The organism is Natronorubrum daqingense (assembly GCF_001971705.1).
GTDB classification, from domain to species: domain Archaea; phylum Halobacteriota; class Halobacteria; order Halobacteriales; family Natrialbaceae; genus Natronorubrum; species Natronorubrum daqingense.
The window spans coordinates 2,355,285-2,369,551 of sequence record NZ_CP019327.1; the positions used below are offsets into that span (position 1 = coordinate 2,355,285).

The window sequence follows — 14,267 nt, forward strand, 5'->3', positions numbered from 1 at the left end:
GTGTCCTGGAGTCCAATTCGTGTGATACACAGGACGCCTGTGCAATTCTGGCCAGAAGAAAATCCTGCTAACTCGAGTCGGGTCGTCCCAGCAGACCGAATACGATGGCGGCAATTGGGCAAAGTGTTTTATCTGTTGATGTGGCACCAAGGAACATGGATAGTGACAACGCGGGTCAGTCTCGATCCAGACGGCGTGTACTACAAACGGGCGCTGCTGTCGCTGGACTCTCCATAGCGGGCTGTCTCGGTGGGAGCGATGACACGATCACGTTTCTCTCACGCGGCGGATCGACCCAAGAAGCTGAACGAGAGATTATGGAAGAGTGGACGGCGGAAAGCGATATCACCGTCGAACACCAGGAAGCACCGAGCGACCAAGAGATGATTCAGATGATCGCAGAGAATCCGGGGTCGATCGACTTCACCAATTTCGCCGCCTCGGGGCTCGGTCTCGCTCGTGGCCAACACGACGGTGAACTCCTCGCCGATATCGACTACGGTGAGATTCCAAACTACGAGGAACACGTCCAAGACGAGTGGCAATCGGCACCACCCATCGACGGGCACGACGATGGAATCGCATACCATATCTCTACGCACGGACTCGCGTACAGTACCGAGATGGTCGAAGAAGAGCCAACCTCGTGGGATGTCGCGCTCGAGTCAGAGTACGACGACCAAGTCGTCTTTTCTGACATCGCCTACGCTCGATTCGGCGTCGGCGCAGCGCACGCCGGATTAGACGTCAACGAGGCGCTCGCCGACGAAGACCTTCGCGAGGAAGTGTACGACCAGTTACGCGACCACCACGAGTTAGTGACGACGTACTGGGCCAGCGGTGACGAGTTCATGCGGTACCTCCAGGAAGAACAGGCGGCACTTACTACGGCGTGGGGTGGTCGAATCGAGCAGCTTCAAGAAGACGGGTACCCAGTCGACTATACGATCCCGGAAGAAGGAGCCCCATCGTTTTCGAGTTTCATGGCGGTCGCCGAGGAGAGTGACAACAAAGAACACGTCTACGACTTCCTGAATTGGTACTACGAGCCGGAACATGCGGTTCAGCACTCGCTCAATTACAAGTATCCAACACCGCTCGAGGACCCACCAGAAGAGCTCACGGAACTCCTCGAGTACGTCGAGGACCCCGACGAATTACTCTGGATGGATTTCCAACTCGTCTTCGAACATCTGGACGAAATTGAGCAGAGCTGGGACGAGATTAAAACCGAGTGATCTCGTCTCTCGAGTCTCAGCCAGTGAAGCGTCGAGACGCGACGAAAATAGACGGCTATGTGAGAAACCAGTAGCCGATTAATAGCCCACGAAGTCGGGGTCTCGTTTCTCCTTGAACGCGTTCACACCTTCTGCGTAATCTTCGGTCCTCGTCGCCTCCGAGATTTCCGTCGCTTCACTGGCAAGTTGTTCGGACAGCTGTCGAGCGTACGCTTCCTCGAGCTGTCGAGAGATCGAACCCAGTGCCTTGGTCGGACCCGTCGCGAGCGAGGTCGCGAGTTCCTCGAGGCGGTCGTCGAACGAATCACTGTCCGCGACCTCCGTAACGAGACCGATTTCTTCAGCTTCGTCGGGTGAAATTTGCTCGTTGAGCAACGCGATTCGTTTCGCCTCTTGGAGCCCGACGAGATGTGGAAGATAGTACGTCGCCGAACCGTCACCGGTCAATCCGATACCAGGGTAACCGAACTGGAGATACGCCTCCTCGTGCATAAGCGAGATGTCGCCTAACAGTGCGAGGGCGAACCCAGCGCCGACAGCCGGTCCATCGATACCGGTGATAATCGGCGTTTCGCCGCGTTTTAGCTGGTAGACGACGTTGTTGAGGTAAGACGCGCCACGCCGGATTTGGGCCGCCGCGCTCGAGTTTTCCTCGAACGAGGAGATATTTCCGCCGGCACAGAATACACCGTCGGATCCGCGCAGAACGATACAGCGGACGTCATCGTCCTCGTTGAGTTCTGTTCCGAGCCACAGTAGCTCTTCGGTCATGCCGTCGTTCAGCGAGTTCATCGCCGACTCGCTCTCGATCGAGAGGTACGCGATACCGGTCTCCGTCTGCTCGACGGTGAAGTTGTTACATTCGTTCATAGCTGTGAATAGGGTTCGTTGGTAGTGTATCGTGTTTCTGGTTCAGATCAGATGGCCGCTCTCACTCGTCGAGAGCGTCCACGCGCCGCTTCTCATCGAATCGAAGGACGTTCTCGATCTCCGTTTCGTCGACGTCGTCGAACGCCCAGCGGGCGATCGACCGTCGGTGAACCTCGTCGGCACCGTCGACGATCCGGAACGGGCGGACGTTCTCGTAGAAGTGAGCTAACGGCAGATCCTTTCCGATCCCATTCGCACCACAACACTGGATCGCGAGGTCGATGATCTCGTTCGTCACGTTCGCAGTGAAGTTCTTGGCCATCGCGACTTCGATGCGAGCATCGCTGCGATCGAGTTCGCGGGCGGCGTGGCGTGATGTTGCCCGTGCAGCGTGTAAGCGCGTCTCCGCGTCGGCGATCCGGTGGCGAAGCGCCTGCTTTTCCGAAAGCGTCGATCCGAAGCCCTCGCGTTCGCTGATGTATGCTTTTGCGATCTCGAGCGAGCGCTCGGCCATCCCGGAGTAGCGCATGCAGTGGGTGAGTCGGCCGCCACCCAAGCGCATCTGCGCGACTCTGAAGCCCGCGCCCTCTTCGCCGACCGTGTTCTCGACGGGAACGCGAACGTTCTCGTATTTCACTTCCGCGTGGCCGCCAGTTCGCTCGGTGATCCCGTGACCGCCGAGGTGGCCGACGTTTCGAACCACGTTGACGCCGTCCGTATCCGTCGGAACGAGGATGATCGAGGTTCCCTCGTAGGGGTGGGCGTCGAGGTCGGTTCGAGCCATTACCAGGAGGAAATCCGCGTCAGCACCGTCGGACGTCCACCACTTGTGGCCGTTGATGACCCACTCGTCGCCGTCTTTCTGCGCGGTCGTCTGCAACATTTTCGGATCCGACCCGCCGCCTCCCATCGGTTCGGTCATCGAAAACGCAGACGAGATTTCACCCTGAACGAGCGGGCGAAGCCACTCTTCTTTCTGCGCTTCCGTCCCGACCAATTCCAGGGTGTGCATATTCCCCTCGTGCGGTGCATTGGCTCGGATCGAAAGCGCGCCGAGGAGCGATCGACCAACCTGCTCGAACGACGGTAGCATGTCCTGGAAGTCGAGCCCCTGTCCGCCGTACTCCTCGGGCATCTGCGGAGCAAAGAGATTGCGTTCTTTCGCCATTTCCCAGAACTCCGCTATCTCCGCCTCGCTGACCGGTTCACCGGTGCGAAGTGCCTCGCGCTCGCGAGGGATCACTTGTTCGTCCATGAACGATTCGACACGCGCCGCTACCTCCTGTGCTGTTTCGGAGTCGTGGTACTCCATACCACGTGATCTATATACGCGTTTGTAAATCTATGCTATTGAGGGACACTCACCGATTTCGGATGACGAGAGCGGGTGAACAGCGATCGTTACTCAATCGTCCTTGAGCTCCTCGAGGACGTCACTCCAATACTCGCTCCCGTCGAATGACAGCTGGATTCGGTCGGCGATACCACCGTATTTCTCCTCGATTTTCTCCGCAAGCGTATCTGGCTGGGCTTCGATTGCAAATGCTGCAACCATCTCGTCGGTCACCAGTTCCGTCATCTCGTCCCACTTCCCCTCCTTCGAGAGTTCGTGTAATTCCATTCCGACGTCTTTCCAACCGTGTAGCTCGAGGACGTCGTGGTAGGTTCTGGTCGATCCGTAGAAGGCGATGCGCTGTTTTGCCTCCCGACGCATTTCGGCGCGTCGTTCCTCGGTCTCGCCCGTAATGAGGAACGGGCTCGCAGAAAGCGTCACGTCGTCGGGGTCGCGGCCACCGATTTCGGCGCCCTCCTCGACCGTTGGGACGATGACCTCTTCGGTGTACTTCGGCGTGTTAAACGCGTGCATACAAAGCCCGTCCGACACGTCACCGGCCATCTTGAGCATGTATTCGCTGACGCCGGCAACCCAAATGTCCGGGGGACCAGCCTCGAGCGGGCCGGGGTTGAACTCGTCGGTCATGAGCGAGAACTGGAAGAACTCGCCGTCGAAATCGAGTTCGTCTTCGTTGCCCTGGAAGACGTCGAAGATATGTTTGAGTGCGATAACCTCCTCGCGGAGCCGCGAACCTGGGCTCTCCCACTCGAAATCAACAGAAAACCGGCGTTCGTTGTGTCCTTTGACTTGCGTACCGAGCCCGAGGATCATCCGACCATCGGTGAATCGCTGTAAGTCCCACGCCTGGTAGGCAAGAACCATCGGCGAACGAGTGAAGGACGTCGCGATTCGGGTCCCGATCTCAATGTCGGTAGTCTGGTCGGCGACGAGGGGAAGGGGGAGGAACGGATCTTCGTCGGTCTCCGGTGTAAACACTCCATCGAAGCCAAACGCTTCGGCTTGGGCCGCAAGCTCGGCTGATTCAGTCGATAATCCTTTCACTGCTGTGTCGATTTTGAGGTCTGTCACGTTCGAGCAGACTATCGACAGGTGGAAAGATAATAGTACCGCCGAGGAATAATTCCTCAAACTGAACGTCGTTGGTCGGAAGTCACGCCGAAGAGGGTTCAATTGCGGTTGTGAGTCACGTGCTGTGTTCGGAGGCGACGACCGCTTTTGGTGACCTATTCTAATTACCCGAGGGATCCACCCGTAAATCATCCAAATTATTTATTATGGTCCCCCGAAGAAGAGAATACGATGACACAGATTAACAAGAGACAGGGTTCCGACGACGGGCGGGGAACGACTCGGCGACGGGTCCTGCAAACGGGTGCGGTAGTTTCAGGGATTGGCCTTGCCGGCTGTATGGGCGGTGGCGACGACACGCTTCGGTACATCAGTCGCGGTGGGACGACTCAAGACGCCGAGCGAGAGATGTTCGAAGAGTGGAGCGAAGACAGTGGAATCGATGTCCAACACCAGGAAGCGGCCGACGACACCGAGATGATCAATCTCATCGCGGAAAATCCGGGTGAGTTCGACTTTACGAACCCGGCGCAGTTCGGACTGGCGCTAGAGCGAATCGAACACGACGGCGAACTGTTCGATGAAATCGATACTGGCGAGATTCCAAACTACGAGGAAAACGTTCAGGACCAGTGGAAGGAGGCGCCGCCGATCGATGGAGAAGACGACGCGATATTCTATTACATGTCCTCTCAAGGGATCGGCTACAATCAGGAGCACGTCGACGAGATCACGTCCTGGGACGATCTCAAAGACGACGATCTCGCGGGCCACGTCGCGCTGTTCGGATCGCCGCCGACTCGGTTCGGGAACTGTTGTGCTGCGCTCGAGTACGACGTCGGCGAAGTCTTCGAAGACGAGGATATGTTCGAGGACGTCTTCGACGAAATGGAAGAACAAAACGAGTACGTCTTCAATTACTGGGACGCCGGTGACCAGTTCATGCAGTGGATGCGAGAGGATCAGGCCTACGCGTGCTCGGCGTGGGGCGGGCGTGTCCAGGTGTTAAACGAGGAAGGGATGGACACTGAGTTCGTCATCCCCGACGAAGGCGCAGTCGCCCACACGAACTACTTCGTGATGACTCAAGAGAGCGAGAACCAAGAACACGTCTACGACCTCCTGGACTGGCTCTACGAACCAGATAGAGCCGTCGAGTTGAGCACCAGCCACAACTACCCGATGGCCATGGAAGATCCGTCGGACGAGTTGACGGAGCTATTCGAGTACGTCGAGGATCCTGACGACCTCCTCTGGATCGACTGGGACTCGATGATTCCGAACCTGGATGAGATTACGGAGCGGGTCAACGACGTGATGGCAGGGTGACGCCGGTAGGAGACGCAACTATCGTCTCGAGCGTTCGAAGACCGGAATTGGAGACGGCTGATTCGACTGCAAACTCGTCGGCCACTACTGTTATTCTGTAACACGTTTCCGACTCGGGTGGTAACGTGTGTCCGTGTAGACTGTCCCACCGCTCGAAAACAGCGCTGTAGACGGTGGGATGGTGGTCTGAAAAATAGCGCCGCTGACCTTGGGATGGTGGTCTGAGAACCGCTGATTGCTCGCGACGGAACCCCGTTGAGACGGGATACCAGCCGTTCGTTGGGAACGATCTGCAGCGGGATCGAACGAGATGCAGCGGGAAACGGTGGTTCGCGAACGCCACGAGTCAGCCAGTGGCGAATCGACGTGCCCGTCGCGTTAGCCCTCGCCGTCGATAATTTGCAGTGCCCGTCGAGCCATTTCTGGAACCCGCTCTTCCATGATTGGATAGTGGTCGTCGTCGGCGTTGCCCTCGAGGTGGCGACGAAAGAACATCTCGCCGATCCCGCCCAGCTTGTAGTAGGCCAACGCGCGATAGAAGCGATCGTTCTCGAAGCGATAGCCGGTCGCCTGCTCGTAGCGCTCGACGAGTTCCGCTCGCGAGTGATACCCCTCTCGGAGCAGATACTCGGCGTCGCCGGCGGTGCCGACTTTCGTCGTGGCATCGTCCTCGTCGGGCCAGTACGAGAGGAGCCAGCCGAGATCGGTAAACGGGTCACCGATCGTCGACATCTCCCAGTCGAGCACGGCCTCGAGTTCCGGCGGTTGCTCGCGGGCATCACTCGATCGCTCGTTCGCGGCTGCGTTGCGTTCCCCGGCCGTCCCGAACATCACGTTATCGAGCTTGTAGTCGCCGTGAACCAGCGTGTGTGGATGATCCGATGGGACGTTTGCCTGTAACCACTCGGTTAGCTCGTGAACCGCAGGAATCTCGCGTGCCTCGGCCGTCACCTCGAACGCCCACTCGTACTGCTGTTCCCAGCGGTCGACCTGTCGCTGCGTAAATCCGTCTGGACGGCCAAATTCCTCGAGTCCGACCGTCTCGTAGTCGACAGTGTGAATCGCAGCGAGCGTGTCGATCATCTCGGTTCCCAACCGCGTTCGATCCGTCGGCGTAGCGAACTGATTGGGTTCGTCGTCGCGGATGACGACTCCCTCCCGTTTCTCCATCACGTAGAAATCAGAGCCAATGATGTCGTGGTCTTCGGTCGCGACGACCGTCGTCGGGACGGGAACCGCGGTCTCCTGAAGCGCTTCGAGGACCGTGTACTCACGGATCACATCGTGTGCCGTATCGGCCGTCTCACCTGGTGGAGGGCGACGTACAACGAGATTTCGGTCGTCCCACGTGATGAAGAGCGTCTCGTTCGAATGGCCTCCCGGGTGGCGGTCGACCTCGAAGACGTCGGCCGAGCCGAGATGGCCTGCCAAAAACGCCTCGAGGGCGTCGAGATCAACGAGTCGGTCGAAGTAATCAGTCTGGTCGTCGGACATCCTTGGATACCTCGATCACTACCATTCAGCGGCACGCATAAAATCTCTCGTATCGCTCGAACGGTCTGCATCGGTGTCGACCCCCTAACGGGCTGTTGCCCATCGGTTCTGTCCGCTACTGGGCTACGGTATATCGTTTCAGGCCCAATTGCGAACCGTTCTGTGGGTGTCCCAGTAAATCGTTACAGCAGACCGTAGAGACTACACAAATTGAGAAGAAGCGTAATTTTTTGGTAGTGTACGGATAAGTTGGTCGGCATGGAGATTAGCCCATCCGAAGAGCTACAATCATACATAGACGACCTCGACGAATTCATCGAGACCGAAATCGAGCCACTCGAGGAAGAACACATCCAGTACTTCGACGAACGTCGGGAACATGCGCGTACCGACTGGGAGTCGGGTGGTGAACCCGACGAAGAGTGGGTAGAACTCCTCCAGGAGATGCGAGAGCGCGCGGACGAGGCGGGATTCTTCCGGTTCGCGCTTCCCGAGGAAGTCGGCGGTGACGACGGCTCGAACTTCGCGATGGCAGTGATTCGGGAGCATCTGGCCAACAAGGGGATCGGCTTGCACAACGTCCTCCAAAACGAGGCGTCGGTCGTCGGCAATACCGTGTTCCCCCAGATTCTGCTTCGCTTCGGAACTGACGAACAACAGGCGATGATCGAGGACGTCATCGCCGGCGAGACGGGTGTCGCCTTCGGACTCACCGAACCCGACCACGGTAGCGACGCGACGTGGATGGATACGACCGCCGAGAAAGACGGCGACGAGTGGGTCATCAACGGCGCGAAACGCTGGAACAGCGGGATGCACGCCGCGGAGTACGACCTCGTGTTCGCCCGGACCAGCGGCGAGGACGGTGACGCCGACGGTATCACGGCATTTTTGGTGCCGACAGACACCGACGGATTCGAAGTCGACTACTTCTGGTGGACGTTCAACATGCCGACCGACCACGCCGAAGTGTCGATCGACGACGCTCGAGTGCCGGATTCGGCGATCCTCGGCGAGGAAGGACAAGGGCTCCACATCGCGCAGTTTTTCGTCCACGAAAACCGTATCCGACAGGCCGCGGCGAGTCTCGGTGCCGCGCAGTTCTGTATCGACGAGGCCGTCGACTACGCGAACGAACGGGAGACGTGGGGGAAACCGCTCTCGACGCGACAGGCCATCCAGTTCCCGCTCGCGGAACTGCACACGGAAGCGGAGATGCTCCGCAATACGATCCGAAAGACGGCCCGCCTCCTGGACGACGAAGGCGAGATGGTGACCGAGTCGGGGTCCTCGATCAGCCAACTCGTCGCGATGTGTAACTACAAGGCGAACGACCTCGTCTGTCGAGCAGCAGACCGCGCGATGCAGGTCCACGGTGGCGTCGGATACAGTCGGCACAAGCCGTTCGAACATATCTATCGCCACCACCGGCGCTACCGCATCACGGAGGGTTCCGAAGAAATTCAAAAACGTCGCGTCGCCGGCCATCTCTTCGACTTCATCTGAACGCCGCGGAGGAGACCTACTCCCGACTGATCACTCGAGTTCCGTTTTGAGCACCTTTCCGGTCGGATTCCGCGGGAGTTCGGACCTGAATTCGACCGCTCGAGGCTTCTTGTAGCCGGCAATCCGTTCTTCGACGTGAGAGATAATATCCGCTGCTTGGAGTTCCGTCGCATCAGCGTCCGGAACGACGACTGCCTTGATCCGTTCGCCCCACGTCTCGTCAGGGACGCCGATCACCGCGACCTCGTCGACGGCGGGGTGTTCGTAAATGACTTCCTCGATTTCGGCTGGATGGACGTTCTCGCCCCCGGAAACGATCATGTCGTCCGCCCGCCCGACGAAGTAGACGAACCCCTCTTCGTCTCGCTCGATGCGGTCGTCCGAGACGAACCAGCCGTCGTCGAATACCTCGTCGGTCTTCTCGGGCATGTTGTGGTAGCCGTCGAAGACGGTGGGACCGCTGTACGCCGCGCGACCGACTTCACCGGGGGGAAGGCGATTTCCGTCATCGTCGACGACCTTCATCTCGAGGTTCAACGATGGACGGCCGACGCTGTCGGCCTTCTCGATCGTCCGCTCGGGCGGGAGGCGGGTCGCTAACGCTTCGGTCTGTCCGAAGCTCTCGACGAGGTCCGTCCCGAAGGTCTTCATGACGTCGCGTTTGAGTTCCGCGCCCGACGGCGCAGCGCCGGTTCCGTAGCTCTCGAGCGCCGAGAGATCGTACGCGTCGACGTCGTCGACCGACAGGAGCCGCCGACTCTGAGTCGGCACGAAGTACGAGGAGTTGATCGACTCGTCCTCGAGCAGTTGCAGGACGCGCTCCGGATCGAAGCCGTCGGTGACCACCGTCGTCCCGCCGACGTAGAGGTTGGTGACGAAGGGCACGAACGCACCGACGTGAAACAACGGCGTGACGATGAGGTGGCGATTGCCGGGCTCGAGGTGGTCACCTTCGTAGACGCCATCGGTCGCGAGGGACAGGAGGGTGTCGTGGGTGAAGCGACAGCCCTTCGGTCGGCCGGTCGTCCCGCTCGTGTACATGAGCGCGGCCTGGTCGCGACGGTCCGGAACGATGTCGATCGCGGCGTCCGACGCGTCCTCGAGGAATTGTTCGTACGGTGTGGTGAACTGCGGTGGCTGCTCGCCGACGGAGAGAAACGTCTCGACCGGAACGAGGGGGTCGTCGTGAATCTCGGAAATCGTCTCCGCGCCGAAGGAGTCGAGTATCGCGACCGTGGGGTCGCTATCGTCGAGGACGTAGCGCACCTCCGATCCCTTGAACCGGTGGTTAACCGCGACCGGCCGCGCACCGATCAGCATCGCGCCGACGAAACACTCGAGGGTCTCGACGTTGTTCTTCATGTACAGCGCGACCGTATCACCGGCACCGACACCGAGAGTCGAGAGGCCGTTTGCAACACGATTCACGCGCGTTTCGAACTCCTCGTAGGTGTACGAACTGACCCGTCGTCCGTCGGAACGATGGATCGTGGCCTCCTGATCCGGAAACTTCCGCGCGTTTCGCCGTGCCACGTGGCCGACTGTCAAGCCGCTCATATGGTGTCAATTGACATCCTCCGGAATAGCTGTTGTGACGCGACCGATACTTCGAGGAGAGCAACGTTGCTCAAAAGCGACGACTACATGACCGAGACACGATCAGCCAGCGAACCGAGAATACCGACCCGACTCAGGTTCGATCGGCTTCGATCAGATCGAGCATATCCTCGATCAGCCCGGGAATGATGTACTGGAACCACGCAGTTCGAACGTCGTCACTCTCGCCAGTGTGGTACCGGTAGGCACCGCTGACACCGCTATTCATCATTCGGAACGCACCGAAAACCTGCCAGTAGCGCAGGCGTTCCGGGTCGACCGTCCGGCCGGTTCGCTTCTCGTACTCGTCGTAGAACCACTCGCGGTCGACGATCGAACCCGCCAGGTTCGGTCGCTCGATCGGATCGACGAGTTTTCCGGCAAAATACTTCAGCGAGCAGTAGGCCAGATCGAACATCGGGTCGCTGATGGCCGACATCTCCCAATCGAGCACGGCGGAAATCGACTCCTCGTGGAGCAACATATTTCCAACGCGTAAATCACCGTGGACGAGCGTCGTTTCGGGGACCGCTGGCTTGTTCGCCTCGAGCCACCTGATGACTTCGTTCACCGCCGGCTCGTTGACGAGGTTCATCTCCTCGAAACTTCGTCGCTGCAACGCGAGCGTCTCGTCGACGACCGTCTGGGGGGCTTTCGTCTCGAGACAGGGGACGTCGTCGCCATCGAGTTCGTGGATGTTCGCGATGACGTCGACGAACTGGTTCGGCACGGGCTTGCCATCGCGATCCCAGGAGTCGTACAGTGACTGGCGGTCGCGCGGGTTCCAGGTGACCGGTGCCGTCCCGGGTCGGTGGCCGACCAGGAAAAACGGACCGCCGAGGACCGACTGGTCGGCTTCGAACCAGTGCGTCTCCGGAACGGGAACGTCGACGTCGGCTTCGTACACCGACTGCATCGTCTCGAACTCGGTCTGGATATCGTTGCGGTAATCGAGCGTTCGATCCTCCTCGTAGCTCGGATCGACGCGTGCGACGAGTCGCTCCGATCGCTCGGTGCCGTCGTCCGTCCAGGTAGCCGTGAACGACATCGTTTGTCGAGACCATCCCTCCGTGTGGCGCTCGAGGTCGGTCACCGTTACGTCGTCGTCGGCCAACCGACCCGAGAGATACGCTGCGAGTTCGCCCGTGATGTCGTCGACCTCGAGTGTCACGGTGCATCACGTCCGAGCATCTCGAGTTGGCCCTCGACGCGGACCCGCAAGAAGTCGTACAGCGGCTCCCGCGCCGTCCTGGCGTCGTCGCCCTCGAGTTCCGCGTCGATCGTCTCGAGGACGTCGTTGCACGTCGAAACGAGGACGGGTTCCAGTTCGGTGCTCTCTTCTGCAGGCGTACGTTCGATTCGTTCTTGGGCGGCCGTAACCGATTCGACGACTGCTGGGTTGTCGCAGTCTTGCTCGATGGCCGCGAGTCCCTCGAGCAGCGAATCGCGTTGTCGAACCGTTACCTCGTGTTTCTGGCGCAGTTGTCGTGAAAGATATCGCATCGTACTCGACATCGATCCCACCTGTCCGTCGACGAACTCGTCGTCGATTTCCGCTCTGACATCGTTCTGCAAGAACGATGCGAACTCCTCGAGCACGTGCGCTGGCTGTAAGTGTGGCATTCTTTCCCAATAATCCATTGGCACCTAAAAAGATGTTTCGCCCGGTTGTCTGTTCGAATGTGGCCTCACCTTCAATTGTGGGGTCCGTCGATTTTATCTTACTAGCCGTATCGGTTAGTATTCGTTCTGTGACGACGTTTGCGATAAGAGGATTGATATAGGCCACTAGTGAGGAATGAGTAATATGGTAGATGATACCATTCAACAGCCAACGAGACGACACGTTCTCCAGACGGGCAGCGTCGTCGCGGGAGCCGCCGTTGCGGGGTGTCTCGGGGGCGGTGACGACGACACGCTCGGATACATTAGCCGCGGTGGAATCACGCAGGACGCCGAGCGCGAACTGTTCGAAGCGTGGAGCGCAGACAGCGGGATCGACGTCACACACCAAGAAGTGGCGGACGACACCGAGATGGTCGAACTCATCGCCGCAAACCCTGACGACTTCGATTTCGTGAACCTGGTATCGTGGGCGTACGAACTCAACCGACTCGAGCACGACGAGGCACTCTTCGCGGAGATTGACGTCGAGCAGATTCCGAACTACGACAACGTAGCTGACGCCTGGCAGTCTGCGCCGCTCGTCGAGGACAACCCATACGGGATTTTTTACTACATCTCGACGCAGGGGTTGATCTACAATACCGAGCAGGCCGACATCTCGTCGTGGGAAGAGATGAAAGACGACGAGTACGACGGCGAGTTGACGCTCCAGGACAGCGCTGTCTCGCGGTTCGGAAACTCGTGTGCGAGCCTCGGGTACGACATCGCGGAGGCCGCGAACGACGACGACCTCTACGAGGACGCCGTCGCAGAGATGGAAGCCCAACACGAGAACGTGTTCACCTACTGGACCGCCGGCGACGAGTTCATGCGGTTGCTCCGAGAGGAACAGGCCGCCGTTTCCGAAGGGTGGGGCGGACGTGCGGAGAATCTTCAGGAGGACGGCTACCCGGTCGAGTACGTTATACCAGAGGAGGGGTGTATCACGTGGTCGACCGCGTTCTCCATCGTCGAAGAAAGCGACATGAAGGAGGAGGTGTACGATCTTCTCGACTTCATCTACGAACGCGAGAACGCCGTCGAACTGGCACAAACTCACAAATATCCCGTTCCGCTCGAGGACCCTCCCGAAGAGATCACCGAACGTGCCGAGTACACCGAAGACCCGGACGACCTCGTCTGGATCGACTGGTCTGACATCGTTCCGTTACAAGAGGACTTAGAGCAACGGCACAACGAAATTCAGAGTTGACGGCCGTCCCGTTTTCGATGGTGATCTCGAAGGACGAATGAGTTACTCCTCGAGTCGTGGGACACCCTTTATCGTGACCGTCTCGCCGACGATGTACGACGATGCCGGACTGGCGAGGAACTGGGCGAGATCGGCGACCTCCTCGGGGCGACCGATCGTCCGGTCGGCGCTCGAGCGATCGATCGCGTCCGCATCTCCGTCGATTCCCATCTGTGTTCGAACACCCTCCGTCGCAACGAGACCCGGAGCAATGCAGTTGACCCACACGTCGTCTTCCGACCAGTCGGCCGCGACCGAGGTCGTGTAGTTGATGACGGCCGCTTTGGCTGCGCCGTAGTGGCTCATGTTCTTCGAGCCGCGCTGGCCGGCGAGGCTCGCGACGTTGATTATCTGGCCGCCACCGTCGGCACTCATCTGTTCGTAGGCGACCTGCGAGCAGTGGAACGTCCCGTGGAGGTTGATGTCGACGATCGTCTTCCAGCCGTTCTCGCTGATTTCGGCGGGCGACGCCTGAAAGCTCGCGCCGGCGTTGTTAACGAGAATATCGAGGCTGCCGAACTCGTCGACGGTCGTCCGCACGAGCTCCTCGACGGCACCACGGTCCGTGACGTCACACTCGAGTGCGAGCGCCTCGCCGGGGGCATCGCTCTCGTTGATTTCGTCGGCGACCGGTTCGACGTTGGCCGCTTCTCTCGAGGTGACGACGACGTTCGCGCCGTCGTCGGCGAAGCGTTCGACGATCGCCTTCCCGATCCCGCTCGAGGAGCCCGTGACGACGGCCGTCTGGCCATCGACGCTGAACTGCGAGAGCGTCATCGGAGAGCCTCCGTCTCGACAGGCTGGTTGGTTCGTGGACGATTCTGCTCACCGTACATCGTGTGGTTCGGTACCATCGTTCTGAGTTACATGGCACTGATAATAAAATCTCGCT

General features: G+C 59.2%; 12 protein-coding genes. 4 read left to right on the top strand and 8 right to left on the bottom strand.

Going from position 1 to position 14,267, the window contains the following annotated elements; genetic code table 11:
• The first annotated feature begins 155 nt into the window (after nucleotides 1–155).
• Complete coding sequence (locus tag BB347_RS11425) at nucleotides 156–1,238, top strand: ABC transporter substrate-binding protein (RefSeq protein WP_083687741.1); 1,083 nt, start codon at nucleotides 156–158, stop codon at nucleotides 1,236–1,238.
• 78 nt (nucleotides 1,239–1,316) lie between these two features.
• Here the strand turns inward: BB347_RS11425 and BB347_RS11430 are convergent, their stop codons facing one another.
• The 3 genes from BB347_RS11430 to BB347_RS11440 form a co-directional block, all read right to left on the bottom strand.
• Nucleotides 1,317–2,108 (bottom strand): enoyl-CoA hydratase/isomerase family protein, encoded by a 792-nt coding sequence (locus BB347_RS11430; protein ID WP_076581543.1) that lies wholly within the window; start codon nucleotides 2,106–2,108, stop codon nucleotides 1,317–1,319.
• A 61-nt stretch (nucleotides 2,109–2,169) separates the two neighbouring features.
• Nucleotides 2,170–3,420 (bottom strand): acyl-CoA dehydrogenase family protein, encoded by a 1,251-nt coding sequence (locus tag BB347_RS11435; protein WP_076581544.1) that lies wholly within the window; start codon nucleotides 3,418–3,420, stop codon nucleotides 2,170–2,172.
• A gap of 93 nt (nucleotides 3,421–3,513) precedes the next feature.
• Entirely contained in the window at nucleotides 3,514–4,533 is a 1,020-nt protein-coding gene (locus tag BB347_RS11440; RefSeq protein WP_076581546.1) for a TIGR03617 family F420-dependent LLM class oxidoreductase, read from the bottom strand.
• 231 nt (nucleotides 4,534–4,764) lie between these two features.
• On the opposite strand from BB347_RS11440, the gene BB347_RS11445 reads away from it, so the two are divergent.
• A complete protein-coding gene (locus BB347_RS11445) occupies nucleotides 4,765–5,862 on the top strand; it encodes an ABC transporter substrate-binding protein (protein ID WP_083687742.1) in 1,098 nt (365 codons plus the stop codon).
• 378 nt (nucleotides 5,863–6,240) lie between these two features.
• On the opposite strand, the gene BB347_RS11450 is transcribed toward BB347_RS11445, so the two are convergent.
• Nucleotides 6,241–7,356 (bottom strand): phosphotransferase family protein, encoded by a 1,116-nt coding sequence (locus BB347_RS11450; RefSeq protein WP_076581549.1) that lies wholly within the window; start codon nucleotides 7,354–7,356, stop codon nucleotides 6,241–6,243.
• 258 nt (nucleotides 7,357–7,614) lie between these two features.
• Here BB347_RS11450 and BB347_RS11455 point away from each other — a divergent pair, with 258 nt between their 5' ends.
• Nucleotides 7,615–8,862 carry an acyl-CoA dehydrogenase family protein gene (locus BB347_RS11455; protein ID WP_076581550.1) on the top strand — a complete coding sequence of 416 codons (1,248 nt, stop codon included), beginning with the start codon at nucleotides 7,615–7,617 and terminating at the stop codon, nucleotides 8,860–8,862.
• A gap of 30 nt (nucleotides 8,863–8,892) precedes the next feature.
• On the opposite strand, the gene BB347_RS11460 is transcribed toward BB347_RS11455, so the two are convergent.
• From BB347_RS11460 to BB347_RS11470, 3 genes are all read right to left on the bottom strand, one after another.
• Nucleotides 8,893–10,419, bottom strand: coding sequence for a class I adenylate-forming enzyme family protein (locus tag BB347_RS11460; RefSeq protein ID WP_076581552.1), 1,527 nt, complete (start codon nucleotides 10,417–10,419; stop codon nucleotides 8,893–8,895).
• 133 nt (nucleotides 10,420–10,552) lie between these two features.
• Nucleotides 10,553–11,629 (bottom strand): phosphotransferase family protein, encoded by a 1,077-nt coding sequence (locus BB347_RS11465; RefSeq protein ID WP_076581553.1) that lies wholly within the window; start codon nucleotides 11,627–11,629, stop codon nucleotides 10,553–10,555.
• Nucleotides 11,626–12,081 (bottom strand): hypothetical protein, encoded by a 456-nt coding sequence (locus BB347_RS11470; protein WP_077202637.1) that lies wholly within the window; start codon nucleotides 12,079–12,081, stop codon nucleotides 11,626–11,628. The genes BB347_RS11465 and BB347_RS11470 overlap by 4 nt, the downstream gene beginning before the upstream one ends.
• A gap of 184 nt (nucleotides 12,082–12,265) precedes the next feature.
• On the opposite strand from BB347_RS11470, the gene BB347_RS11475 reads away from it, so the two are divergent.
• On the top strand, nucleotides 12,266–13,336 hold the full coding sequence (locus BB347_RS11475) for an ABC transporter substrate-binding protein (RefSeq protein WP_083687743.1): 1,071 nt from the start codon (nucleotides 12,266–12,268) through the stop codon (nucleotides 13,334–13,336).
• Nucleotides 13,337–13,378: 42 nt separating this feature from the next.
• Here the strand turns inward: BB347_RS11475 and BB347_RS11480 are convergent, their stop codons facing one another.
• A complete protein-coding gene (locus tag BB347_RS11480) occupies nucleotides 13,379–14,152 on the bottom strand; it encodes an SDR family NAD(P)-dependent oxidoreductase (RefSeq protein WP_076581556.1) in 774 nt (257 codons plus the stop codon).
• Nucleotides 14,153–14,267 lie beyond the last annotated feature (115 nt).